This is a genomic window from Carboxylicivirga caseinilyticus (assembly GCF_050589785.1).
GTDB classification, from domain to species: domain Bacteria; phylum Bacteroidota; class Bacteroidia; order Bacteroidales; family Marinilabiliaceae; genus Carboxylicivirga; species Carboxylicivirga caseinilyticus.
Genome location: NZ_JBNGOX010000003.1, coordinates 76240 through 100223 on the forward strand (window position 1 = coordinate 76240; position 23984 = coordinate 100223).

Here is a 23984-nt window from a genome sequence, read left to right on the forward strand (position 1 = left end):
GATAATTCATGAAAATTCTATTATTAGAAGACTCAAAGTTAGATGCAGATCTAACAATAAGGAAATTGAAAGCAGAAATTAATGATTGTAAGATTGATGTTGCAGTTTCGGTTTCTGATGCATTAAAATTATTGGTTAATAATTATGAAGTAGCCCTTATTGATTACATGCTACCGGATGGGTACGGTACTGAGCTATTACAAGAATTTGTTGTAAATAAGAAACAAACAGTATTAATAATGTTGACTGGAACTGAAGATGACGAGGTTGCAATGAGTGCACTGAAACTTGGAGCCAGAGACTATATAATTAAAGAAGGAGAGTATTTAGATAAGTTAATTGGGGTTATTTCTTTTCATATTAAAAAAAAAGTTGAACGAGACATCTATTTTAATGAAATCATAAATGTATTATATCTGGATTATCAGCAGGAAGCGGTTGAATTAACAAAGGAGCATTTTAAGCGTTATGCGTTAAATTTTAGATTTAAATTCGTAAAAAGTGCATCTGAAATGCTTGATATATTGCCGAATAGTCCGAGTAATAAATCTGATTATCAAATTATTCTTATAGATTATAATATACCTGGATTATCAGCAATAGGTTTAAGTAAAATTATCAGACAGGAGCGGAAGTTAGAAATTCCAATCATTATAACTACAGGTCAGGGGTGTGAGGAAGTTGCCATAAAAGCATTAAATCTTGGGGTTAATGATTACATAGTAAAAAGAGATCATTATCTAAACCAGCTTCCTTATTTAATGATGAGTTCATTTCATAAGTATAAGCTTGAGGTGCAAAATAGAAAACTTCTTGAGAGTGAACAAAGGTTTCGTCACATATTTGATTATGCAAATATTGGTAAAGCCATTGTTGGTTTTGATGGTAAGTTGCTTAAGGTTAATCCAATGCTTTGTTCCATGTTGGAAGAGGATGAGAGTGAACTCGAAAATAAATTTTTGTTTGATTATATGTTTAGTAAGGATGTTTTAACTGTTAAAAATGATTATTTTTTTAATAGATACAAAGAGCCTTTGCATAAAGATATTGAAATTAAACTAATAAAGAATAATAAAAAACTAATTTGGACTTCATTAACCATTTCGTTAGTTAAAAGTATAGATAAAGTACCATTATATTTCATTTTACATATTCGTGATATTACGGTTCGAAAGGAAGCGATTGAAAAGAATCGACAATTATCAATCTCTGTTGAACAAAGTCCAGCCATTGTAATGATTACTGATTTAAATGGACAGATTGAATATGTTAACAGAGCATTTACAGAAGTTACGGGATATTCTAAAAATGAAGTTATTGGGAAAAATCCAAGAATATTAAAGTCTGGAGAAATGAAGCTCGCCGACTATGAAATATTATGGAAAACTATAAAAAGCGGTAAGGTTTGGAAAGGTGAATTCTTAAACCGTAAAAAGGATGGTACTCTTTATTGGGAATCAACGTCTATATCACCATTACAGGATGAGAAAGGGATTGTTACCCATTTTGTTGCGGTTAAACTGGATGTTACTGACAAAAAAAGATCTCTTGAACGAATCCGGAAATTAAACGAAAAATTGGAAGAGCGGGTGAAAGAGAGAACCAAGAAACTACATGAAGCTAATCAGAAATTAGAAGTGGCAATTAGAAATGCTGAGTCAGCTAACAAAGCAAAAAGTGAATTTTTAGCTAACATGAGTCATGAAATCAGAACTCCTATGAATGCTGTGTTAGGCTTTGCTGATTTATTGGATCGTCAAATTAGTAATCCCCTCCAGAAAGGTTATATACAATCAATTAAATCAAGTGGCAGAACATTATTGGGTATTATTAATGATATACTCGATCTGGCAAAGATAGAATCAGGGAGAGTTCAACTTCATCCTTCTCCAATAAATTTTATTGTATTGATGCAGGAGATTGAGGATATGTTTCGGCTTAAGGCAATTGAAAAAGGCTTACAGTTTTCAATTGGAATTGATAATAAGTTGCCACACCAAATTATGATTGATGAGTTGCGTCTTAAGCAAGTCTTGATGAACTTAATAAGTAATGCAATCAAATTTACCCAAAAAGGATTTGTTAAGGTAAATGTAGGCATACTTTCGATGACAAATGATTCGGCAGATATAAGATTTTGTGTTCAAGACTCCGGAATTGGAATAACACATGAGGGATTATTAAGGATTTTGAAGCCGTTTGAACAACAAGAGGGACAGGATGATAAGTTCTATGGGGGAACAGGTTTGGGATTGGCAATTTCTGATAAGATTTTAATGCTTCATGATAGTAAGATTCAGATTAAAAGTAAAGTAGGTGAGGGAAGTAGCTTTTCATTTGTACTTAAGGATGTTAAATTTTATAAAAACGAAATTCTTAAACCAGTTCAGAGAATTGTTGATACAGAATCAGTTGATTTTATAGGACAAAAAGTATTTGTTGTAGATGATGATAAAGAAAATAGAGACTTAATAACTGGATTCTTGCATCAGTATAATTTGAAAGTTGAACAGATTGAAAATGGAGAAATTGCAGTCAAAAGAATTGTCAACGAAATGCCGGATTTTGTTTTTATGGATTTGCGCATGCCTAAGTTGGATGGTATTGAGGCTGTTAAAATAATTAGAAGGAAGCTTAAAGATTATAAAATACCGATTGCATTATTAACTGCCTCTGTGTTTCATCAGAAGGATGAGATATTAAAAATTTTTAATGGTTATCTAACAAAACCATTAATGTTTGATCAGGTTATTGAACTATTATGTCAGTTTTTAGAACATAAGAAGATTTCTTCACATCATGTTATTGAAAAATATGAGAATAACATCAGTAATGTTTTTAAAAACTCCGACTTGCGTAAATTATTTATTGAAGAATTTAAATTGGTTTTAACTTCAATAAATACCAGAAGAGCCAATAAAGAAATTAAACAACTGGCAATTGATCTTCAATCTTTTGGAAGGTTAAATGATTTAAGTGTTCTTGTTGAATTAGGGAAAGAACTTGAAATGGCTACTATATCTTATAATATAGAAAAAATATTGAAGATCCTTAATATATTGAACAGTTACATATAATCAGCATATGACATCAAGGCAAGAAACGAATGGGAGAATTCTAATTGTTGATGATAATTTACTAAATATTCAGATTTTAGGGAACTTATTAGAAGCAGAAGGATATAGCACCGAGTTTGCATTTAATGGACTAGATGCCCTGAATTGGATTGACCATGATGATTTTGATCTGCTTTTATTAGATGTTATGATGCCTGGTATGGATGGATTTGAAGTTTGTTCGCGAATCAGAGATAATACTAAATTTGACAACCTTCCAATTATTTTTTTAACAGCTAAAACTGATAATGAAAGCACAGCCAAAGGTTTTGTCTTAAAAGCACAGGATTATGTATATAAGCCTTTTGAAGTTAATGAGTTATTGGCAAGGATTGCAACTCATATAGAACTAAAAAAAAGAAGAGATCAACTGATAAATATGAATCTCATGTTGGAAGAAAGAGTTGAACAGAGAACCATGGAACTCATCAAAACTCAAAAGCAACTCGAAAATGCCAATAAAGAACTTTTACAGCTGGATGATGCAAAAAATAAGTTTTTGAGCATTATTGGTCATGAGATTCGGACGCCATTGAATGGAATTGTAGGTTCAATGGAAATTCTGAAAACTTTGGTTCATGATAAAGATCTTATTCAATCAGTAACGATTTTGGAAACATCGGTGGAAAGGTTGCAGAAATTCTCATTTGATGCTTTGCTGATTTCATCCATTAAAACGGGTAGGTTAAGAACAAAATTTGAATCGATTGATATTGTTCATGTTCTAAATAATATGTGTGAAAAGATGGGAAACAAATTTCCTCTAAAACACATTATTTGGGAGGTAAATAAAACAATCGATAAAAAAGAAGTTACTACAGATTTAAGTTTAATAAATGAAGTGCTCGAAAGAATTATTGAGAATGCCATTGTATACTCTGGTGATGAGCCAATTATTAATATCGACTTAAAATTGAATGAAAATGTTTTAAGACTTAAAATTAGTGATCATGGAGAGGGGTTCTCTAGTGAAATGTTAAATCATGATATTTCTTTACTAAATCCAAGTAAAAAGCATGTCGACCAAAATATTGGTTTGGATCTTTATTTGTCTAAATTGATTATGAATTTTTTAAACGGAAAGTTGGAATATGGAAATACTGAAGATGGAGCTTTTGTTCTTCTTGAATTCAAAATGAGTACAGATTAAACACGATGAATTTTAAATAACAAACCCAGTAAATCATTGATTTACTGGGTTTAATGTGATCCCGAAGGGACTCGAACCCCTAACCTCCTGGGCCGTAACCAGGTGCTCTATCCAATTAAGCTACGGAACCAATATGTCTTAATTTTTCTTTAATTCCATTAATGTGATCGATAACTTGAACAATCAAATGCTCTATCCTCCCGATAGTTATCGGGATAAGCTACGGAACCAATCTTTTGCATTTAATCAGGCCCTTGCCGTAAATGCGGTGCAAATATAGATAAATTGATTGTTTGCAACAAAATTATTATCATTAAAAAATGCAAAAAAATCAGGTAGGTATTGCAATTGGTTAATTAATAGGTGCTTTGTTTAAAAGCAAAGAGCCGGACTAAAATAGCTGTCGGCTCTTCGTAAGATGATTTGCAACTGATACAGGTTATTTAATCGATACATTTGTGTCATTAATAACCATATTTTGCATCGAGATTGTTTCTTCTTCAAGATAAGTGTAAGTGAATTGTTTTTCGAAGTTTTCACTTTCGCTTCGACCTGTTGATTTTACTATAAAAGTAATTTCTGTTTGCTCCGGGTATTGCAATTCCGTCAAATCAAATGACACAAAAGCATTTAAAGGAGGCTGCGAATAGGGGTCGTCGTTGGCATTGTGTCTGATTTCAAATACCGGAATACCGTCTTCATTAGTTGGGTTATTACTATCAATAACCAAATTGATATAATGTGTAACCCATGGAGATCCTTCATAGATAAAACCTACGTTAAGGTAATTATTCGAAATCCATACATCCTCTTCGGTATCGCCAAACCAAATCGGATCATTTCCTATCGAATCAGCATTTTCTTCTGTTAGTTCAATAAGGCCTTTAGTTAATATTCTCCTGTAGCTGTTTAACTTTATATAGTGGTCAATGCCCGATTCTTCAGATCCATCGCCCAAAATGGTAAAATTAATAAACAATCGGTCTCCATCATCAAATCCATAATCAGGCATAGCAGTGGCTGATGGAAATAATCTGGTTCCTCCATCTGTTACAATGATGTAACTATCATCCTCAACTTCAATATTTCCAATGGTTACCCAAATGTCATTCAAAGAATATCCATCAGAATCGTTACAGCTATGAGTTAAAAGTCCCAATAAGATCACTAAAAAACCAAATCCAAATATTTTCATTTTTGTAAAAGTTTTAAAAGTCAGACAATGATTTTCCAAAATAGTTCTTCATTTTACACACAAAAGTACTAAGTGTTGTAAGAGAGCTATATGAAAAAATATGCCATTGTTTTAGTTTATTACAGTTTAACTTTATGATGAAATTTTATTCATGAGGTTGCGTCAGTTAGGCAATAACAACTTCCTTTATCAGTTGTTATTTAAAAGGTCAATTTTTATTTTTGCCTGAAGTGAAAAAGAGAGATATGCGAAAGATACTTTTGTTGGTTATAGTTTGTTGTTCCTATGTTATTGGTGTAATTGCTCAGAATAATTCTAACCCTGATTTTGTTTTACCATTAAAAATTAAAGCAGTCGTTAGCGGTAGTTTTGGCGAATTGCGATCTAATCATTTTCATTCTGGATTGGATTTAACCACCAATGGAAAAACAGGTTATAAGGTTTATGCAAGTGATAAGGGCAGTGTTTCGCGAATTAAAGTTTCATCAGGTGGTTATGGAAAGGCTTTATATATCGATCATCCATCCGGACATACTACGGTATATGCTCATATGGAGCGATATAGTGATAGAATAGATTCGATTGTAAGAGCGAAGCAGTATGCAGAAAAATCATTTGAGGTAGAACTGTTTTTTAAGAATGGTGAAGTGCCCGTAGAACGTGGAGAGGTTATTGGTTATAGTGGTAATTCGGGAAGTTCAGGAGGACCTCATTTACATTATGAGATCAGGAATAAAGCATCACAACGTCCAATGGATCCGATGTTGTTTAGAAGTGATGTTGAAGATGACGTTAAACCGCAAATTCAGGGTGTTAAGCTTTATGCTTTGGAAAAAGAATCCAGTATTAAAGGCAAGGCTGACGATTATTATTCACCTACAGTCCATTATGACGGTAAATTTCATCCGAAAGGTTGGAAACAGGTAAAAGCTTATGGTAAAATTGGCGTTGGAGTGCAAGTTTTGGATTATCTAAGTAATAGCTGGCGTAAATGTGGAGTCTCATCTATTCAGTTATTTGCAAATGATACATTGGTCTTTCATTCATTGATCAACGAATTTAGTTTTGCTGAAACAAGGTATCTGAATGCGCAAATTGACTATGCTGAAAAGTTAAGGACAGGTAAAGTGATTCAACGAAGTTACCTGTTGCCCAATAATAAACTAAGTATTAATAAACACGCCGGAAGTTACTCTGTGGATGTAAAACCCGGACAGACTTATAATATGAAGTATGTTATTACTGATGTTATGGGTAATACTTCAGAGTTAGCTTTTACTATTATTGGTGACGAACCTTCATCATTTGTTGAAAAGGTTAAAGATCATAGGGTGGTTAAATATAATCAGTCGGTTAATATTGATAGTCTGGATCTTAATGTGACAATCCCTTCCTATGCATTGTACGAGGATGCCGAACTCTTAATTAATAAGCAGGATACAGTGGTTGAAGGATTGTTATCTTCAGTATATACAATTGGCGACTTTCATGTTCCTGTGCATAAATTTATGTCGTTTGGTATACAGATAAGCGACTCATTATTGTCCTTAAAAGAAAAACTATGCATGGCAGGTGTAACTGCTACAAATAAGATATATTACCGGGGTGGTAAATTTGAAGATGGTTATATCAAAGCTTCAACACGTAATTTTGGAAGAGTTGGTCTGGCCATTGACACCGTACCACCAAAGATTCGTCTGACAAAAGTACCATCGGCAAAAAATTATAGTGGAAGTTCATCCATCAATGTTTTAATCTCAGATGATTTTAGTGGTGTGAATACATATGAATGTATGATTGACGGAGAATGGGCTTTGTTTGAATATGATGCCAAACAAAATTTATTAACTGGTAATTTTAAGGATATTGCCATTAGCTCAGGTAAACATGAATTGCATGTAAAAGTTGCTGATGGCAAAAATAATCAGTCAGAATTTAAAGTTGAGTTTACCAGATAGGCAAAGAGTTGCTGCTCTAATGAAGCGAAGCTTCTCAACTTTAATTTTAATTAAGAAGGTGTGATTTGATAAATAACTATATTTGTCAATACTATAAATGAATAGATTGGACCATTAATGATTCAACGATATATACTTTTCCTATTAGTGATATTGAGTTTTGGAGCACCAAAGGCCAAAGCTCAGATTAATACAGACAGAATGCTGGCTGTTGGTAAGAATGCCTTGTATTTTGAGGATTATGTTCTTGCTATACAGTATTTTAATAAAGTTATTAGAGTAAAGCCTTATTTATCAGAACCGTATTTTTTCAGAGGACTGGCTAAATACTATCTGGAAGATTATAATGGTGCTGAAATTGATTTGAATACGGCTTTAGGTAAAAATCCATTCCTGGTTGATGCCTACAACGTGAGAGGAATCATCAAGAGCAAAAGAAAAGAATACGAAGGTGCCATTGAAGACTATAGCGAAGGTCTTAAAGTAGAACCTAATAATATCAACCTCCTCATTAACCGAGGGCAAAGTAAATCAGCATTGGATGATTTTGAATCGGCCATCGAAGATTATAATACGGTTTTAGAAAAGAATCCTTCTATGTTGAGTGCCTATCTTACGAGGGGTATGGCTAAGATTCATGCAAAAGACAGCATTGGAGCACTGGAAGATTTTACAACGGTGGTTGAGCGTAATCCTTATATGGCTGATGGTTTTGCAACCAGAGGTTACCTGTACTACCAGATGGGAAGATACGAAGAGGCATTACAGGATTATGATAAGGTGCTTGGATTAAAAAATGATGAAGCACAGTATTATATGATTCGGGGTAGTATTCGCTACCAGTTAGACGATCTAAGGGGTACAATGAGTGACTTTGAAAAGGTTATTGAATTGGAACCACAAAATGCAATGGCCTATAATAACAGAGGAATTCTTAGGGCTCAAGTGGGAGATTTAAATCGTGCGGTTGAAGATTTTTCACGTGTGTTAGCGATTAATCCTGATGACTATATCGTTCTTTTCCAAAGAGCACAATTGTTAGTTGAACTGGGGCAGTATCGTCAGGCTTTAAATGATTTGAATATTGTTATTGATAAATATCCAAACTTTGGTGCAGGCTATCAGGTACGATCTGTTGCCAAACAGCATCTTAATGATTTAGAAGGAGCCAGGCTTGATTATATGACTGCTGCTAAAATAGAGATGGATCGTCGTGATAAATCAGATATAGCTGAGGTAAGTGGCTCTAAACAGGATGATGATAAAGACTCGGACGGTAAAACTGCAAAAGCAACACGTAAGAAGTCGGATAAGGACATTAGAAATGCTAATAAACTGGCGGTTCTTGATGACTTTAATGAGGAAGAAAATGATGAGCAGGAATTTGCCAACATAAGAGGTAAGGTACAGAACCGGAACATATTTATTGATTTGGAACCTGTTTTTGGTTTGTCCTATTTCTCAGCAGACACTATCATTAGCCGACCAAAGTACTATGAAAAAGAAGTCGCTGATTTCAACAAGAAAAAGCTGTATACAGAAGAGCTGAAAATTACCAACCGCGAAATCGAAGCCCAGGGAGTTCGTAGTATGAGCATATTCAATTCAATTAATGAAATTGCTGAGGAACTGGATGAGAAGGATGCAGATCAGGAACTTTTACTTGTGCGTGGTGTTTTGTATGGTTCTGTTGCTAATTATACTAACTCTATTTCGCACTATGATAGGCTGTTGACTGAACAACCTGATAATGTGTTAGCTTTATTCAACAGGGCTTATATCAGACACAAAATGGTTGAAGAGATCAGAGCCATGGAAGAAGAAAAGGCTCAGATGTCGGAGTTAAAATTGCAGGGACCGTTGAGGGTTAAGGATAATAATTCTGATGCCAATGCATCTGATAAAGATAAAGGATTGGAATATGTGATTGATTATGATTTAATTCTGGCAGACCTGAATCGTGTTATCGAATTGTCGCCTGAATTTGAGTTTGCATATTACAATCGTGCCATTCTGCACTGTTTAAAAAGAGATTTTCTTCAGGGTGTGGAGGATTTTACCAAAGCCATTGAACTCAATCCTGAATTTTCAGAGGCCTTTTTTAACCGAGGGTTGACTTTAATTTATCTGGAGAAAGAAGAGGAAGGAACCGCTGATTTGAGTAAGTCTGGTGAGTTGGGTATTTACAAAGCGTATAATGTAATCAAGCGCTATGGTACGGAGAAGGTAGCTACTGATTCAACCGAAGTAAAAGAGTAGTAGATGAATCCCCTTCCGGAGGTAATAGATACCGATAATGATGAGTTTCAGGATGCATTTAAGCTGATTCAATATACCAGCTCATCTGTTTATCTGACGGGTAAAGCTGGCACGGGTAAATCAACTTTTTTAAGATACATCTGTCAACATACTCATAAAAAGTTTGTGGTGGTAGCTCCTACGGGTATAGCCGCCATCAATGCTGGTGGAGTAACCATACATTCCTTTTTTAAGGTGCCTTTTCGGCCAATACTGCCCGATGATCCGGATTTATCAACTGCCAAAGGTCGAATCTTTGATTTTCTTAAATATCGGAAAGCACATAAACAATTAATCGAAGAGTTAGACCTGCTTATTATTGATGAAGTATCGATGGTAAGAGGTGATATCTTAGATTTTATTGATCGTGTACTACGCGTTTATACTAAAAATATGAACCTGCCTTTTGGAGGCAAGCAATTACTTATGGTGGGGGATGTTTTTCAGTTGGAGCCTGTTGTTAAGCGAGATGAATGGCAGATTCTTCGACGTTTCTATCAAACACCATATTTCTTTTCAGCCCGTGTTTTTCAGAAGATACCATTAATACAAATTGAACTCAAAAAAGTATATCGCCAGAAAGACGATAGTTTTGTAAATCTTTTGGATAGGGTACGTTTAAAACAAGCCGGCCGTAAGGATATTGAAGCTATCAATGCAAGATGTCTGCCTGGGTTTTCAACCCCAATTGACGAGTTTTTTATCACTCTGGCAACCCGTCGTGATACAGTTGATTATATCAATGATTCGAAATTGGAGGAGCTGGAAGGCAAGGAAAAAGAATTTGTCGGAAAAATTTCCGGTGAGTTTCCCGAATCTGCTTTGCCAACCTTAAAGAACCTGGTTATGAAAGAAAATGCCCAGGTGATGTTTGTGAAAAACGATATGGAGAAACGTTGGTATAATGGTAGTCTGGGTCGTATTGAGGAGATGAATGAAGATGGAATTCAAGTGAGGCTGGAGAATGACGAAATTTGCTTTGTTGAGAAAGAGGTCTGGCGCAATATCCGATATAAATACGATGAAGAAAACAATCGGATCATCGAAGAAGAGCTTGGATCATTTACGCAGTACCCATTAAAATTAGCCTGGGCAATAACGGTACATAAAAGTCAGGGTTTGACATTCGACAAAGTAATGCTCGATTTTTCGGGAGGCGCTTTTGCCGGAGGTCAGCTGTATGTGGCTCTCAGTCGTTGCCGATCGTTGAATGGAATCATCCTTAAAACCAATGTAAGTGAGCGTGATGTAATTGTAAAGCCTGAAGTGGTTCAATTCTCCAGGACCGCCAATGATAAGGTGCTTATTGAGAAAGAGATGAATAAGGCTGAGGCGCGTGACTTATTTGTTAATGCGATGTGTAAGTTCGATCAGGATAAATTTACGGAGGCTGTTCAAAGTTTCGCATTGGGTAACGAGAAACAGGAGGCATTGTCTGTTGAGTCAGTTCAAAGATTGATTGGTATCAAGCTTTCTAAAATAAGTGAGTTAAAGTCAAAAATAAATGATCTTGAACAGGAAATTAAGACACGACAGGAGAATGTTGAGGATTTTGCTCACGAGTATTATTTAATGGCCAATGAGTGTGTAGTTAAATACAAAGACAGAAGAGCAGCTTTGGGTAATCTGGATAAAGCCATTAAGCTGAATCCTGTCTATCTGGATGCTTTAATCCGACGCGGACAGCTACGTAGTGAAATTGGTGATCTGGAGGGAGCTGAGCAGGATTATTGTAAAGCCCAGAGTCTCAAAAAAAGATCCTATAAAGTTTTGTTCAACAGGGGAGTTAATCGTTTATTGTTGAAAAGATACGAAGCTGCATACAATGATCTTCTGCAATGTATCAACATTAAAAAGAAAAGTGCTGAAGCGTATTATTATTTGAGTGAGGCCTGTTATAAAATGGGTGATGATGATAAAGCTTCTGAATATAGAGGTATTGCAGATTATTTGGGATTTGAAGAAGACTGATCATCACTAATAGTTAGCAGAGGTATGGCCAGCTTGTAACGTACCGCAATCAAACGTATGGTGATGATTGTTCCAACTGTAATCCATGTGTATGCTAAAGGAGGAAATCCAATATTTCGTAAAGCCAAATAAACAATGGCACCGGCAATGCAGGCTGTAGCATATATCTCACGATGAAAAATCAAAGGAACCTCGTTGCAAAGTGTATCCCTGATAATACCTCCCACTACCGCTGAAATCAATCCCATTACTACAGCTATGGGTTGTGAAATACCTAATTCAAGTGTTTTTTCCATTCCTAATACGGTGAATACGCCTATACCAATGGTATCGAACAGAAACAAGGTATTCTTTAGTTTTATTACAATCTTTTTGAAGACAACGGTTAGTACAATTCCCAATAAAATAAGGAGGAAATATTCATAAGTTTTGATCCAGGTAACGGGTAAATTTCCGAGCATAATGTCTCTTACGGTTCCACCACCAATTGCGGTAACAAAACCAATAAACATAGCACCAAATAAATCCAGCCGTTTTTGAGCTGCCGTTAGCGTACCACTAATGGCAAACACCATGGTTCCGATATAATCGAAGATAATAATTGGATCCATCCTTATTTTTAATTCAATATTACGAATAAAATGGTTTCACATCAATAACCATCATCCCGGCTTCTTTGGCTGCGTCAATACCTAGCTGTCCATCTTCAAAAACAAGACATTTGGATGGATCAACACCGAAGAAATCAGCGGACTTTAAAAAGGTTTCAGGATGAGGTTTGTAATTCTGAACATCATCAGAGGTTACTATGTAATCGAAATAATGATCTATTTTGGTTAGTTCCAGAATGTCTGTTGCCATAGCTTTGGTAGCGCCAGTGCCAACAGCCATCGGTACTTTTTTATGAAAATGTGAGATCACCTCTGCAATGGCAGGAAATACTTCCATCCTATTGAACTGTCCTTTTACCAGAGCTTCTTTCTTTTCCCAGAGTTCCATTGGTTCCATCGGAACGTTAAAGTCACGAATAATATCTTTACTTAGTTCCAATGCTGGTCTCCCGGTTAGCTTAATGAAATATTCCATTGAGAAATGAACATTGTGTTCGCTGCATGCCTTTAGCCATGCAGCATAATGAACCGGCAAGGTATCCACCAATGTACCATCCATATCAAATATCAGTGCTTCAATCTCAGTTTTATCTAAAACAGTACCAAGTAAGGAACTATTGTTTAATTTCATAAGCTAAATTTTGGGTTGCGAAGGTAATTATTCTATATGAATATCTTATATTTTTTGAGCATGACTTGAACTTGTTAAAACAATAGTAGAATTTTGTTGTTTATAAACATTATCATTTATTAACTTAACTTAATCGTATGGAACTATTTGGTTATACAATTGAAATGGAGAAAATCCAGGAAATGGTTATTACTTATGGTAGTAAGCTGATTATTGGATTATTGATTCTTATTATTGGTCTTTGGGTTATAGGACTAATTGTAAAAGGTTTTAAAAAGGTACTTACTGCACGTAGTATTGACGCCACGCTTGTACCTTTTCTGGTTAGCATAGTTAGTGTTACTCTTAAAGTAATGTTGGTTATCAGTGTTATAACCTATCTGGGTGTAAATATGACATCCTTTGTTGCTATACTGGGTGCTGCTGGTTTGGCAGTAGGTATGGCATTATCAGGAACCTTACAAAATTTTGCCGGTGGGGTCATTTTATTAATTCTTCGTCCTTTTAAAGTGGGTGATTATATCGAAGCTCAGGGTTATTCAGGTAGTGTACAGGAGATTCAGATATTTAATACCATCCTTTTAACACCGGATAACAAGAAGATAATTATTCCTAACGGAGGTCTTTCAACAGGTGCGATGATCAACTATTCAGCACAGGAAACCCGTCGTGTTGATTTTAAATTTGGTATTGGTTATGGTGATGATATTGACAAGGCAAAACAAGTGATTGCTGAAGTTATTTCACGTAACGATAAAGTATTAAATGATCCGGAACCATTCATTGCGGTTATCGAACATGGTGATAACTCTGTGAATATAGTAACACGTGTATGGGCTAATGCGTCTGATTACTGGGGAGTATATTTCTATATGATGGAATATGTGAAGAAGGAATTTGATGCTCAAGGTATTTCTATTCCGTTCCCACAACGTGATGTGCATATTATTAAAGAATAATTAATAAAAAATGAATTTTAAGATAAGTAATGGTTCGTAGAGTCTTATCTTTATGAACTGTTACTTATTTTTATAAACACCCTGACTCATGAGGAAATTAATTTTTGGACTGATTTGCATGCTTAGTACGTCGTTGTCGGCACAGGATGCAATGAAGGATACGACTTATTGGACTATTGGAGGTACCTCTTCTTTTACTTTTAATCAGGTAACTTTAACCAACTGGTCTGCCGGAGGAAAGAACTCACTTGCCGGAACCGCTTTATTTAATACACATTTTAACTATAAGAAAGACAAGGTCAATTGGGATAATTTAATTGATCTTGGTTATGGATTGACAAAACAAGGAACAGATAACGCTTTCAAATCGGAAGATAAAATCTATGTAGTTTCCAAGTATGGATATTCTGCTGGTAAGCATTGGTTCTATTCAGGATTACTTGATTTTAAAACGCAGTTTGATAATGGTTTTAGCGATCCACCGGCAAATACGAAGAAAGTATCGGAGTTTATGGCGCCTGGATACCTGAATCTTTCACTCGGTATGGATTATAAACCTTCAGATAATTTTTCGTTATACATCTCGCCATTAACTTCAAAAATGACCATTGTGTTGGATGATTCACTTTCAAGTGTTGGGGCTTATGGGGTTGAAGATGACAAAAATCTTAGAGCAGAATATGGTGCATCAGTTAAATTAACTGCTAAAAAAGCGAACGTTATAAAAAATGTAGATGTGGCTACCCGTCTGGATTTGTTCTCTAATTTAGCTAATAAGCCACAAAATGTTGATGTCAACTGGGAAGTGGTTTTCAATGCCAAGGTAAATGATTATTTAAGCGCAATAGCTTCGTTTAACCTTATTTATGATGATGATATCAGTTATACTGATAGTGACGGAGTAGATCAGGGGCCGCAGGTGCAGTTTAAACAATTATTCGGTTTTGGTTTGAGTTATAAGTTTGGAAAATAACAGATAGAATCAAATATAGAAAGGCAGTGAAAACAATAATCACTGCCTTTTTTTGTTGTTATTTCGGTATTTCGAGAAATAGTATGTGTGCATCTTTTGAAATGTTCAGTTTAATGGTTTCAGTTTCCCAAATTCCGATGGCATCCCTACGGCTTAGTTTTTTGTCATCGATTTCAACTTCTCCTTCAATTAGATAAGTATACAATCCATTTGTTTCATCACTAAAGGTATATTCAACTGTTTGACCAGCATCAAATTTACCCATGCTTATAACAGTATTCTGATGAATCTTTAAGGGAGCATCTACCTTTCGACCTCCTACCACAGGCTTAATTTGATTATGAAACTCGGATTCAGAATACCTGTATTGAGAGTAACCTGGTTGAAGGTTCTTTTCATCAGGAAATATCCAGATCTGAAGTAGTTTTAGCGTTTCTGATTGTGACGCATTAAACTCAGAGTGTTGAATACCTGAACCCGCAGTCATTACCTGAACCTCATTTACTCCGATTACTTCTTCATGACCTGCACTATCGGCATGTTTAACAGCACCTTCCAATGGAATGGTGATAATCTCCATGTTATCATGAGGATGTGTTCCGAATCCCATCCCAGGAGCAATGGTGTCGTCATTGATTACACGTAAGGCTCCAAAATGTATTTTGGAAGGATTATAATACCCGGCAAAGCTAAAGCTATGCCAGGTATCGAGCCAGCCATGATTGGCATGGCCACGATCTTCTGCTTTATGAATTATATGTTGCATGTGTTTTTGGTTTTAATAAAGGCATATAATATGCTTTGTGAGCAATTAATTGTATTAAGGCAAATACAAATACTACATAAGCAATCAGGCCTGAAGCTGGTTCAAGAACTGCGTGGTAAAGTAAAATATTAATAGCGATAGGCATAAAAACTATCGATGCCAATGCAGTAAAACGATTGGTTAAGAAGGCAACTCCGGTTGCAATTTCGATTAGTTTAATAACAGGAAAAACATAACCCGATTTAAATAATCCCATCATAAATTCTCCTGCTACACCTGTTGGGGCATCCATTGGGATGAAATTAAAAAATCCATTCAAACCAAAAATTACCAATAATACTCCTAAAATGTAACGTGTAATAAGTGCTACTTTGCTCATTTCTTAAATTTTTATTGTTATTAATTATTTTATGAAGCAAAAGTAGAGGATGGAAGAGTGTCAGAAAATGGACAAATCCCAGCTTTATTTGGACAAATTCTGAATGTGTTGTCTAAACTCCTTCATTGTCTGTCCAGTATGCTTTTTAAAGTACCTGCTGAAATAGGCCGTATCCTCAAAACCCAGTTGTAATGCAATTTCTTTAAAACTCAGATTGGTAGTAAATAATAACTTGCGCGTTTCGTTAAGTATTTTGTTGCGTATTAATTCACTTGCCGTTATTCCTGCCAGGTCTTTTGTAACCTCGTTCAGACATTCGGGTTGAATATTCAATTGCTGTGCATAATCTGCTACCTGGCGGGTTTGATTAAATTGTTCGCCTAATAACTTCTTAAACTGTAATAATGTTGAATGGTGCGAAGATGGAATAGAAGCACCGGAATGCAAAGGAGATTCATGAAGCTGGTGTTGTGCCTTAAGTAGTAACACATTTAAAAAGTTCTTCAATAATAAACCGTTTCCATTTAATTCGCCATGATATTCATTTTTCATCATCTGAATCAAATTCTCATATTCATCTGCCGATTTGGAAGTTAATGGCAAAAGAGAATAAATCTGATCATCACTAAAGAAAGGAAGGTCTTTAAAAAAAGTGCTTTGTTCAAGATTGATAAAGGCATGGTTAAATATCACAGTGCTTCCCATAGAAGTTGGGGCAATCTCCATTCGGTGTAAAATGCCGGGACCAATAAACAGTAGGCCGGGAGTTGGAATTTTTTCGCTTAAATGAGCCGTACTATAATTCACATCTCCTTCTTTCAATAAATAGATGGTATAAAAATCATGAGAATGTTCAGTATTATTAGCATCTCGTGCAGCAGAACACAATTGCTGTAATTCACTAACCAGCAAAAATGGTTGTTCTGTGTTTTTTACAGGATTTAAATATTTATTGATAATGTCTTGGTTCATAATAGAAAAACAGAATTGACATTGAAAGGTTTGAACTAACGTAATGGTTTTAGCAGGTACTCCAATCCATTAAGTTTAATTTCATATAAGGTATGAAGTAACATTCCCAATTGCCCTTCCGGAAATCCTTTTTGATGATACCAAACCAGATAAGGTTCAGGTAGATCGCATAGGATTCGCCCCTGGTATTTACCATAGGGCATTCTCATTTTAGTAAGCTTAACTAATATTTCAGGATTCATTCCTTTTTCTTTTTACCAGCAAAGGTAATCAACTCAATTAATAATGAATCACACTAACAAAGTTTAAAATATAACTAAAAACAAGTATAAGTTAAAAATAAAACAAAAAGTATTGTTAGAGTTTTAAAATAAACATATATTGCAATGTGTTCAGATGAAATTGAATTTTGAATAAGTTGGGTCATTCTATCATTTAAAGCTGAATTTGGGGAAAGGAAGTTTTGTGAGTTAATGACCGAAAATTCGGTCCTGTGAATGGCAAATTAATAATCATAACAATATGATTGCACAAGCAGGAAATATAGGTGATGCAGTACGTTCTGATTGTTTTGTACGGCTTGAACTTAAAGAGCAGGGAGGTATTTGTGTTAATGTAAGAAGCAAAGTTAGTAAGCTATATGGCAATCAAATTAACAAACTATGTCGCGAGGTTTTAAAGTTTTTTGATGTAAGGCATGCTGTTCTCAGTATTGAGGACAAAGGAGCATTGCCTTTTGTGATTGCTGCACGTATTGAAGCAGCTATACATCAACTTATTATTACTGATCAAACGTATCTCACCAGTTTGGAAGATGGCAATAGTATCGCTACCCCACAAGATCACATTCGCCGCTCACGTTTATACCTTCCGGGAAACAACCCCAAGTTGATGCTAAATGCCGGCATTTATGGGGCTGATGGAGTAATTCTTGATTTAGAAGACAGTGTGGCTCCGGATAAAAAAGAAGAGGCACGTATCCTTGTGAGAAATGCTTTGCGATCAGTTAATTTTTACGGAGCTGAGCGTATGGTTCGCATTAATCAACTTGCTGCGGGCTTGGATGATATAGACTGGATTGCAAATGAAGGAGTCAATCTGATATTAATACCCAAATGCGAAAGTGCTGATGATATTCATCTTACAGAGGAAAGAATTCAACAAGTTAAAAAGGATAAGACCTTTCCTGTACATCTGATGCCAATAATTGAAAGCGCATTAGGAGTTCAAAATGCTTATGCAATTGCATCAGCATCAGAAAATGTAGTAGCTCTTGCCATTGGATTGGAAGATTACACCGCTGATATTGGAGCTCAGCGAACCAACGAAGCCAGAGAATCATTTTATGCCCGTTCAGCTGTTGTTAATGCGGCTAAAGCGGCAGGTAAACAGGCAATCGACTCTGTATTTTCTGATATTGAAGATATGGATGCCTTGACCAAAAACATAGCAGAATCCAAAGCTCTTGGATTTACCGGAATGGGATGTATCCATCCTCGACAGATTAGTTATATCAATCAGGGATATGCTCCCAATGATGCTGAAATTGAGAAAGCAAAGAAGATTGTTAATGCTTTTCAAATTGCTTTGGAGAATGGAAGTGGCGTGGTTGCTTTGGGTTCAAAGATGATTGATCCTCCGGTAGTAAAACGGGCACAGAAATTAATTGATATGGCTGTTCTAACCGGAAAGCTATCAAAAGACTGGAGGGAAGCTTATGTCGGATAAATTAGTAAAGAATGCTGCCGGACGTTGGATTCCTGAAATGGTAAATGGGGAGAAAGTCATTCCGTTTAAGGGAGTTGGGAAATATAAGCCTGAAGGAAATAAAATGGCACCCAGAATATCGTCATGTGCAGATTATCCTTTGGATGGAAATAAACAGGTTAAAAACCTGGAGGAAGCTTTGATAAGAGCCGGTTTAAAGGATGGTATGACTATTTCGACTCATCATCATTTCCGAAACGGTGATTTGGTTGCCAATATGGTGTTTGATGTAGCAAAGAAGATGGGAGTGAAGAACCTGCGTTGGTTTCCATCAGCCTCTTTTCCCTGTCATGATCATCTGATTCCCTATCTCGAAGATGGAACCATAAGTCATATAGAGGGAAGCATGAACGGGCCACTCGGCAAATTTTGCAGTGAAGGTAAAATGTCGAAGACAGCTGTTTTACGTTCTCATGGTGGTCGTTATCAGGCTGTTCAGGATGGAGAAGTGAAGATAGATATAGCTGTGATTGCAGCTTCGTGCGCTGATGCATTTGGTAATGCCAATGGTATTAATGGTGAATCAAACAGCGGATTGCTGGGTTTTGCATTAGCCGATTCGCAATATGCCGAAAAGGTGATTGTGGTAACAGATACCTTGGTACCATTTCCATGTGTTCCCTGGCAGATTCAAGGCAATTATGTTGATTTTACTGTTTTAGTTGATAAGGTAGGCATACCTGAAAAAATAGTGTCGGGAACAACACAGGTAACAAAAAGCCCTGATCGACTTCTTATAGCTGAGATGACTGCTAAATTCTGTGAGGTAACAGGCATCATTCATAATGGATTCTCATTTCAGGCAGGTGCTGGCGGAACAGCTCTATCCATAGGTATTTACTTTGGCGATATCATGCGTCGTAAAAACATTAAAGCACGTTTTGCCCGTGGCGGAAGTAATCAATACCTGGTAAATTTAATGGAAGAAGGATTGGTGGAATACATTATGGATGGTCAGACTTTTGATTTGGAAGGAGTTCGATCCATGCGCGAGAATCCGAATCATGTCTGGACAAGTCCTTTTACCAGCTATAACTATCATGGCAAGGGTAATTTTGCCGGACTGGTTGATGTAGTGATTTTGGGCGCTACCGAGGTTGATGTCAATTTCAATGCCAATGTGGTTACACACTCCGATGGTTACCTGATGCATGGTATCGGTGGATGGCAGAATTGTTTGTTCTCAAAAACGGTTATTCTACCGTTACCCTTGTTCCGCGATCGCATTCCTGTTATAGTTGATGAGGTAACTACACTTTGCGGACCCGGAGAATTGATAGATGTGATTGTAACAGAACGAGGTATTGCTATCAATCCATTACGAACTGATTTGATTGATAAGGTGAAAGGATCAGGTTTACCTGTTAAAACCATTCAACAACTAAAAGAAGAAGCAGAGCATATTTGTGGTAAACCCCAGCGGCCAAAGCCAAATGATAAAATTGTAGCGGCCATTAAATGGGTTGATGGAACCGTCATTGATGTGGTACATCAGGTGGCTGATCAATAATATTAAAGCAACAATTGAAAACAATTCTATTATCTAATTTATAAAAGTCTAACAGTCAATATTATGAATAAACGAACCATAGTTACAATGCCAGGCGACGGAATCGGACGCATTGTTTTGGATCAGGCAATAAGAGTTTTAAGTGCAGCAGGCTTTGATGCCAATTATGTTGAAGGTGATATTGGTTGGGAATTTTGGTGTAATGAGGGCAATCCGCTGCCGGAAAGAACTATTAAGTTACTCGAAGAACATAAAATAGGGTTGTTTGGTGCCATTACATCTAAGCCAAAAGACGAAGCCAGTGCTGAATTAAATGCTGATTTACAGGGTAGAGGGTTGGTTTATAAAAGCCCCATAGTGGCACTTCGTCAGCATTTTAAAATGGATATTTGCTTACGACCTTGTAAAACATATAAAGGTAATCCGTTGAATTTTATCCGAAGAGGTGCTAACGGTGAGGTGGAAGAACCAATGGTTGACGTACCTATTTTTCGTCAGAATACAGAAGGGTTGTATGGAGGAGTAGAATGGAGTGCTCCCAATGGAATTGTTTATGAGGCTTTGATGACACACCCTCAGTTTGTTAAGAATTTTGGAAGTACGCCTAAAGAAGAATTATCGGTTTCAACCCGCATTTTTACCAAACATGCTACGGAACGCATTCTTCGGGCTGCTTTTGAGCATGCCCGGAAGTATGGATATAAATCGGTTACGGTTTGCGAAAAACCCAACGTGATTCGCGAAACATCAGGAATGATGTATAAAATGGCACAACAACTTCAAAAGAATGATTACCCGGAAATAGAACTGTGGAATACAAATATTGATGCCCAAATGATGTGGTTGACCAAGAATCCTGAAACTTATGGAGTGATGGTGGCTGGCAACATGTTTGGCGATATTCTTTCCGATGGTTTTGCTGGATTGATTGGTGGTTTAGGATTTGCCTGCAGTGCTCAAATGGGAGAGAGTGGAGTGGCTGTTTTTGAACCAACACATGGCTCTGCCCCAAAATATGCCGATTACCAAAGATCAATTGTGAATCCTGTTGCAATGATTGAATCAGCTTGTATGATGCTCGATTATATTGATGAAGGGGCAATGGCAGAGAAAATCCGTAAAGCTATTGCTGCAGTGATTGAAGAAGGAAAAGTTCGCACTTATGATATGCTTAAGATGCCAGGAAAGCCTGATGTTATTGATAAAGGTGCGGCTACAACTGAACAAATGGCAGATGCTATAATAGCTAAATTATAATTGAAAAACAGAAGTAATGGATACTCATAATGAGGTGCTAAAACTCTGGCCTGAGTTAGACTGGATAAAAAATGAGGAACTGCGCTCGAAGGTTACCAAAACCTGGGAATTGGCATTGGAGCGAAGTGTGCTATCTGCAGATGATTTGAATATCATTCCTTTTACTCTTTTGTGTGGTCCGGATTTGAAAGTAACATTTATGGATCATAAGAAGGCAGTGGTTCATATAGCCTACGAAAGTGGTTTGAAGATGAATCAATTCTTCAAAGATGAACTACCTGTTGATATGGATGTGCTGGTTTCAGGAGCTATTCTGGCTGATGTGGGTAAACTTTTGGAATACGAACTGGATGAAAAAGGAAAAGCTGTTCAGGGAATGTATGGCAAATACCTTCGTCATCCTTTTTCGGGTGTTTCGCTTGCCGAAGAATGTAAGGTGCCTGCCGAAGTTTGCCATATCATTGCAACCCATGCCGGAGAGGGTGACATGGTAAAAAGATCGACAGAAGCCTACGTTGTTCATCATGCCGACTTTATGACCTTTTTGCCATTTAAGAGCCGACTAAAAAAAGCCAATAGTTAATGATTAATAATCAATTATTAATGAAGGAACTGAATGAGTTTACGACTAACAACTATTAATTAACCATTATTCATGACTATCATAGAAAAAATATTAGCGAATCATGCCAATAAAACCTCGGTAGTACCGGGAGATATTGTTGACATTGAAATTGATGTTCGTCTGGCCCGTGATTTTGGAGGCGCTAATGTGGTGAAAAATCTTAAAGATAATGGTTTGCGATTGGCAGATCCTCAAAAGACGTTTTTCACTTTCGACTGTAATCCCACCGGGTCGGATCAGAAATATGCTGCTAATCAGCAGTTATGTCGGCAATATGCACGAGAGGAGAGAGTTGGCGTTTATGATATCAACAGTGGTATCGGAACGCATCTGGCTATTGATAAGGGGATGGCAATACCCGGTTCAACACTTGTATCCACTGATTCGCATGCCAATATACTGGGGGCTATCGGTGCCTTTGGTCAGGGTATGGGTGACAGGGATATTGCTGCAGCCTGGGCTAGGGGATCAGTTTGGTTTAAAGTGCCCGAATCTGCTAAGATTGAATTAACAGGTAAGCGACCTCCTTATATTTCAGCCAAGGATATTGCCTTGAATCTTCTTAAGAGATTCGGAGCTAATTCGTTGCTCGGTTTATCGGTTGAGATAGTCGGTAAAGTGGCTGATCAATTGACATTGGATGAAAGGATTACTATTTCTTCTATGGCTACTGAAATGGGAGCAATAGCTATATTTTTTACTCCATCAGAGAAAGTTTTAGAACATATTAAAGAAAGAAGAGGTGAGTCTGTATCTCAAGTCTCTGCTGATGAGGATGCTCAATATTCATTAGTAGAAAAAATCGACGTATCCGAGTTTTATCAGGCAATTGCATTACCGGGTAAGCCTCATGATGTGGTATCTGTAAAAGAGGTTCAAGGAACTAAAATAGATTCTGTTTTTATCGGTAGCTGCACTAATGGCAGAATGGAGGATTTGCGAGTAGTTGCCAAGATTTTGAATGGTAAGAACATAGCTCCCGGAATTGTATTGAAGATTGTGCCATCCACAGATGAGATCTGGAATACCTGCATGGAAGAAGGCCTGATAAAGATTTTTAAAGAAGCTGGTGCTTTGGTTGGGAATGCAGGTTGTGCAGGCTGTGCCAGTGGTCAGGTTGGGCAAAACGGCCCAGGAGAGAAAACTGTAAGTACAGGCAATCGTAATTTTGCCGGAAAGCAGGGTAAAGGCGAAGTGTATCTGGCATCGCCTGCCGTTGCTGCAGCTTCAGCAGTTGCAGGTCATATTACTACTCCTTCATTACTACCTGCCGAACCGAGCGTGTTTAAACCATCGTCGGAATTAAAATACCAAATCACTGTAAGGGAAGAAAAAACAGCATTAAAGCCATTGATCCTGGAAGGTAAAGTATGGTTGATTGATGAAGATAACATCGATACGGATATGATTTTTCATAATCGATACCTGGCCATTACAGATATTGATCAAATGGGGCAATACACTTTTGACAACCTGAAAGAATGGGAAGATTATGCCCAGAAATCGGAAGCCGGTGATATTGTTATTACAGGTAAGAATTTCGGAGCAGGGAGTTCGCGTCAACAGGCAGTAGATTGCTTTAAGTCGCTGGGAAACTTATGTGTTCTGGCCAAATCATTTGGGGCTATTTATGAGCGTAATGCCATCAATGCAGGGTTCCCGGTATTAAATTATAATGACTTATCAGAACTGGAACTGGAAAACAGAGATGCCATCAGAATTGATTTGGAAAAGGGACAAATTACCAATTTGAAGAATAATAAGATGATGATGATTCGGCCTTTCTCTGAAGTTCAAATGAAGATTTATCAGAAAGGAGATTTGTTAGCTATTGATATGTAGAAAT

The 23984-nt window shown here is 36.6% G+C and carries 19 protein-coding genes and 1 tRNA gene; 12 read left to right on the top strand and 8 right to left on the bottom strand.

Annotated elements, in window-relative coordinates; all coding sequences use genetic code 11:
- The first annotated feature begins 8 nt into the window (after nt 1-8).
- A complete protein-coding gene (locus ACRD62_RS02235; protein ID WP_430818490.1) occupies nt 9-3077 on the top strand; it encodes a response regulator in 3069 nt (1022 codons plus the stop codon).
- Nucleotides 3078-3084: 7 nt separating this feature from the next.
- Nucleotides 3085-4266, top strand: a complete 1182-nt coding sequence (locus ACRD62_RS02240) for a hybrid sensor histidine kinase/response regulator (RefSeq protein ID WP_430818491.1) — start codon at nt 3085-3087, stop codon at nt 4264-4266.
- A 56-nt stretch (nt 4267-4322) separates the two neighbouring features.
- Here ACRD62_RS02240 and ACRD62_RS02245 read toward each other — a convergent pair.
- Nucleotides 4323-4396: transfer RNA gene (locus ACRD62_RS02245), tRNA-Arg, on the bottom strand.
- Nucleotides 4397-4705: 309 nt separating this feature from the next.
- Complete coding sequence (locus ACRD62_RS02250) at nt 4706-5461, bottom strand: NigD1/NigD2 family lipoprotein (RefSeq protein ID WP_430818492.1); 756 nt, start codon at nt 5459-5461, stop codon at nt 4706-4708.
- A 245-nt stretch (nt 5462-5706) separates the two neighbouring features.
- Between ACRD62_RS02250 and ACRD62_RS02255 the strand changes: the two genes are divergently transcribed.
- From ACRD62_RS02255 to ACRD62_RS02265, 3 genes are all read left to right on the top strand, one after another.
- Nucleotides 5707-7419, top strand: coding sequence for a M23 family metallopeptidase (locus ACRD62_RS02255; protein ID WP_430818493.1), 1713 nt, complete (start codon nt 5707-5709; stop codon nt 7417-7419).
- A 117-nt stretch (nt 7420-7536) separates the two neighbouring features.
- Complete coding sequence (locus ACRD62_RS02260; protein WP_430818494.1) at nt 7537-9678, top strand: tetratricopeptide repeat protein; 2142 nt, start codon at nt 7537-7539, stop codon at nt 9676-9678.
- Between the two features lie 3 nt (nt 9679-9681).
- Nucleotides 9682-11688 (top strand): AAA family ATPase, encoded by a 2007-nt coding sequence (locus ACRD62_RS02265; RefSeq protein WP_430818495.1) that lies wholly within the window; start codon nt 9682-9684, stop codon nt 11686-11688.
- Here the strand turns inward: ACRD62_RS02265 and ACRD62_RS02270 are convergent.
- Together ACRD62_RS02270 and ACRD62_RS02275 are read right to left on the bottom strand one after the other, a co-directional pair.
- Nucleotides 11664-12299: a trimeric intracellular cation channel family protein gene (locus ACRD62_RS02270; protein ID WP_321411894.1), complete on the bottom strand. Its 636-nt coding sequence runs from the start codon at nt 12297-12299 to the stop codon at nt 11664-11666. The two genes, ACRD62_RS02265 and ACRD62_RS02270, sit on opposite strands and share 25 nt — an antisense overlap.
- Before the next feature lie 19 nt (nt 12300-12318).
- On the bottom strand, nt 12319-12930 hold the full coding sequence (locus ACRD62_RS02275; protein WP_430818496.1) for an HAD family hydrolase: 612 nt from the start codon (nt 12928-12930) through the stop codon (nt 12319-12321).
- 137 nt (nt 12931-13067) lie between these two features.
- Here ACRD62_RS02275 and ACRD62_RS02280 point away from each other — a divergent pair, with 137 nt between their 5' ends.
- Both ACRD62_RS02280 and ACRD62_RS02285 read left to right on the top strand, forming a co-directional pair.
- The gene (locus tag ACRD62_RS02280) at nt 13068-13889 is read left to right on the top strand and encodes a mechanosensitive ion channel family protein (protein WP_430818497.1); all 822 of its coding nucleotides are present in this window, start codon (nt 13068-13070) and stop codon (nt 13887-13889) included.
- 88 nt (nt 13890-13977) lie between these two features.
- Nucleotides 13978-14862 carry a DUF3078 domain-containing protein gene (locus ACRD62_RS02285; protein ID WP_430818498.1) on the top strand — a complete coding sequence of 295 codons (885 nt, stop codon included), beginning with the start codon at nt 13978-13980 and terminating at the stop codon, nt 14860-14862.
- A gap of 58 nt (nt 14863-14920) precedes the next feature.
- On the opposite strand, the gene ACRD62_RS02290 is transcribed toward ACRD62_RS02285, so the two are convergent.
- From ACRD62_RS02290 to ACRD62_RS02305, 4 genes are all read right to left on the bottom strand, one after another.
- The gene (locus ACRD62_RS02290) at nt 14921-15628 is read right to left on the bottom strand and encodes a pirin family protein (RefSeq protein ID WP_430818499.1); all 708 of its coding nucleotides are present in this window, start codon (nt 15626-15628) and stop codon (nt 14921-14923) included.
- A complete protein-coding gene (locus ACRD62_RS02295; protein ID WP_321411884.1) occupies nt 15609-16007 on the bottom strand; it encodes a hypothetical protein in 399 nt (132 codons plus the stop codon). The genes ACRD62_RS02290 and ACRD62_RS02295 overlap by 20 nt, the downstream gene beginning before the upstream one ends.
- An 84-nt stretch (nt 16008-16091) precedes the next feature.
- A complete protein-coding gene (locus ACRD62_RS02300) occupies nt 16092-16979 on the bottom strand; it encodes an AraC family transcriptional regulator (RefSeq protein ID WP_430818500.1) in 888 nt (295 codons plus the stop codon).
- A gap of 35 nt (nt 16980-17014) precedes the next feature.
- A complete protein-coding gene (locus tag ACRD62_RS02305; RefSeq protein WP_212216734.1) occupies nt 17015-17221 on the bottom strand; it encodes a DUF3820 family protein in 207 nt (68 codons plus the stop codon).
- A gap of 280 nt (nt 17222-17501) precedes the next feature.
- Here ACRD62_RS02305 and ACRD62_RS02310 point away from each other — a divergent pair, with 280 nt between their 5' ends.
- From ACRD62_RS02310 to ACRD62_RS02330, 5 genes are all read left to right on the top strand, one after another.
- Entirely contained in the window at nt 17502-18707 is a 1206-nt protein-coding gene (locus ACRD62_RS02310) for an aldolase/citrate lyase family protein (protein WP_430818501.1), read from the top strand.
- On the top strand, nt 18697-20256 hold the full coding sequence (gene citF, locus ACRD62_RS02315; protein ID WP_430818502.1) for a citrate lyase subunit alpha: 1560 nt from the start codon (nt 18697-18699) through the stop codon (nt 20254-20256). The genes ACRD62_RS02310 and citF overlap by 11 nt, the downstream gene beginning before the upstream one ends.
- A 63-nt stretch (nt 20257-20319) precedes the next feature.
- Entirely contained in the window at nt 20320-21513 is a 1194-nt protein-coding gene (locus ACRD62_RS02320; protein ID WP_430818503.1) for an isocitrate/isopropylmalate dehydrogenase family protein, read from the top strand.
- Between the two features lie 16 nt (nt 21514-21529).
- Nucleotides 21530-22096, top strand: a complete 567-nt coding sequence (locus tag ACRD62_RS02325; RefSeq protein ID WP_430818504.1) for an HDIG domain-containing metalloprotein — start codon at nt 21530-21532, stop codon at nt 22094-22096.
- Nucleotides 22097-22168: 72 nt separating this feature from the next.
- Complete coding sequence (locus ACRD62_RS02330) at nt 22169-23980, top strand: aconitase/3-isopropylmalate dehydratase large subunit family protein (protein ID WP_430818505.1); 1812 nt, start codon at nt 22169-22171, stop codon at nt 23978-23980.
- Nucleotides 23981-23984 lie beyond the last annotated feature (4 nt).

Bases quoted from the DNA above. Each gene is read 5' to 3' on its own strand.
- ACRD62_RS02235 (WP_430818490.1), top strand. From the start codon at position 9: ATGAAAATTCTATTATTAGAAGACTCAAAGTTAGATGCAGATCTAACA.
- ACRD62_RS02240 (WP_430818491.1), top strand. From the start codon at position 3,085: ATGACATCAAGGCAAGAAACGAATGGGAGAATTCTAATTGTTGATGAT.
- ACRD62_RS02250 (WP_430818492.1), bottom strand. From the start codon at position 5,461: ATGAAAATATTTGGATTTGGTTTTTTAGTGATCTTATTGGGACTTTTA.
- ACRD62_RS02255 (WP_430818493.1), top strand. From the start codon at position 5,707: ATGCGAAAGATACTTTTGTTGGTTATAGTTTGTTGTTCCTATGTTATT.
- ACRD62_RS02260 (WP_430818494.1), top strand. From the start codon at position 7,537: ATGATTCAACGATATATACTTTTCCTATTAGTGATATTGAGTTTTGGA.
- ACRD62_RS02265 (WP_430818495.1), top strand. From the start codon at position 9,682: ATGAATCCCCTTCCGGAGGTAATAGATACCGATAATGATGAGTTTCAG.
- ACRD62_RS02270 (WP_321411894.1), bottom strand. From the start codon at position 12,299: ATGGATCCAATTATTATCTTCGATTATATCGGAACCATGGTGTTTGCC.
- ACRD62_RS02275 (WP_430818496.1), bottom strand. From the start codon at position 12,930: ATGAAATTAAACAATAGTTCCTTACTTGGTACTGTTTTAGATAAAACT.
- ACRD62_RS02280 (WP_430818497.1), top strand. From the start codon at position 13,068: ATGGAACTATTTGGTTATACAATTGAAATGGAGAAAATCCAGGAAATG.
- ACRD62_RS02285 (WP_430818498.1), top strand. From the start codon at position 13,978: ATGAGGAAATTAATTTTTGGACTGATTTGCATGCTTAGTACGTCGTTG.
- ACRD62_RS02290 (WP_430818499.1), bottom strand. From the start codon at position 15,628: ATGCAACATATAATTCATAAAGCAGAAGATCGTGGCCATGCCAATCAT.
- ACRD62_RS02295 (WP_321411884.1), bottom strand. From the start codon at position 16,007: ATGAGCAAAGTAGCACTTATTACACGTTACATTTTAGGAGTATTATTG.
- ACRD62_RS02300 (WP_430818500.1), bottom strand. From the start codon at position 16,979: ATGAACCAAGACATTATCAATAAATATTTAAATCCTGTAAAAAACACA.
- ACRD62_RS02305 (WP_212216734.1), bottom strand. From the start codon at position 17,221: ATGAATCCTGAAATATTAGTTAAGCTTACTAAAATGAGAATGCCCTAT.
- ACRD62_RS02310 (WP_430818501.1), top strand. From the start codon at position 17,502: ATGATTGCACAAGCAGGAAATATAGGTGATGCAGTACGTTCTGATTGT.
- citF (WP_430818502.1), top strand. From the start codon at position 18,697: ATGTCGGATAAATTAGTAAAGAATGCTGCCGGACGTTGGATTCCTGAA.
- ACRD62_RS02320 (WP_430818503.1), top strand. From the start codon at position 20,320: ATGAATAAACGAACCATAGTTACAATGCCAGGCGACGGAATCGGACGC.
- ACRD62_RS02325 (WP_430818504.1), top strand. From the start codon at position 21,530: ATGGATACTCATAATGAGGTGCTAAAACTCTGGCCTGAGTTAGACTGG.
- ACRD62_RS02330 (WP_430818505.1), top strand. From the start codon at position 22,169: ATGACTATCATAGAAAAAATATTAGCGAATCATGCCAATAAAACCTCG.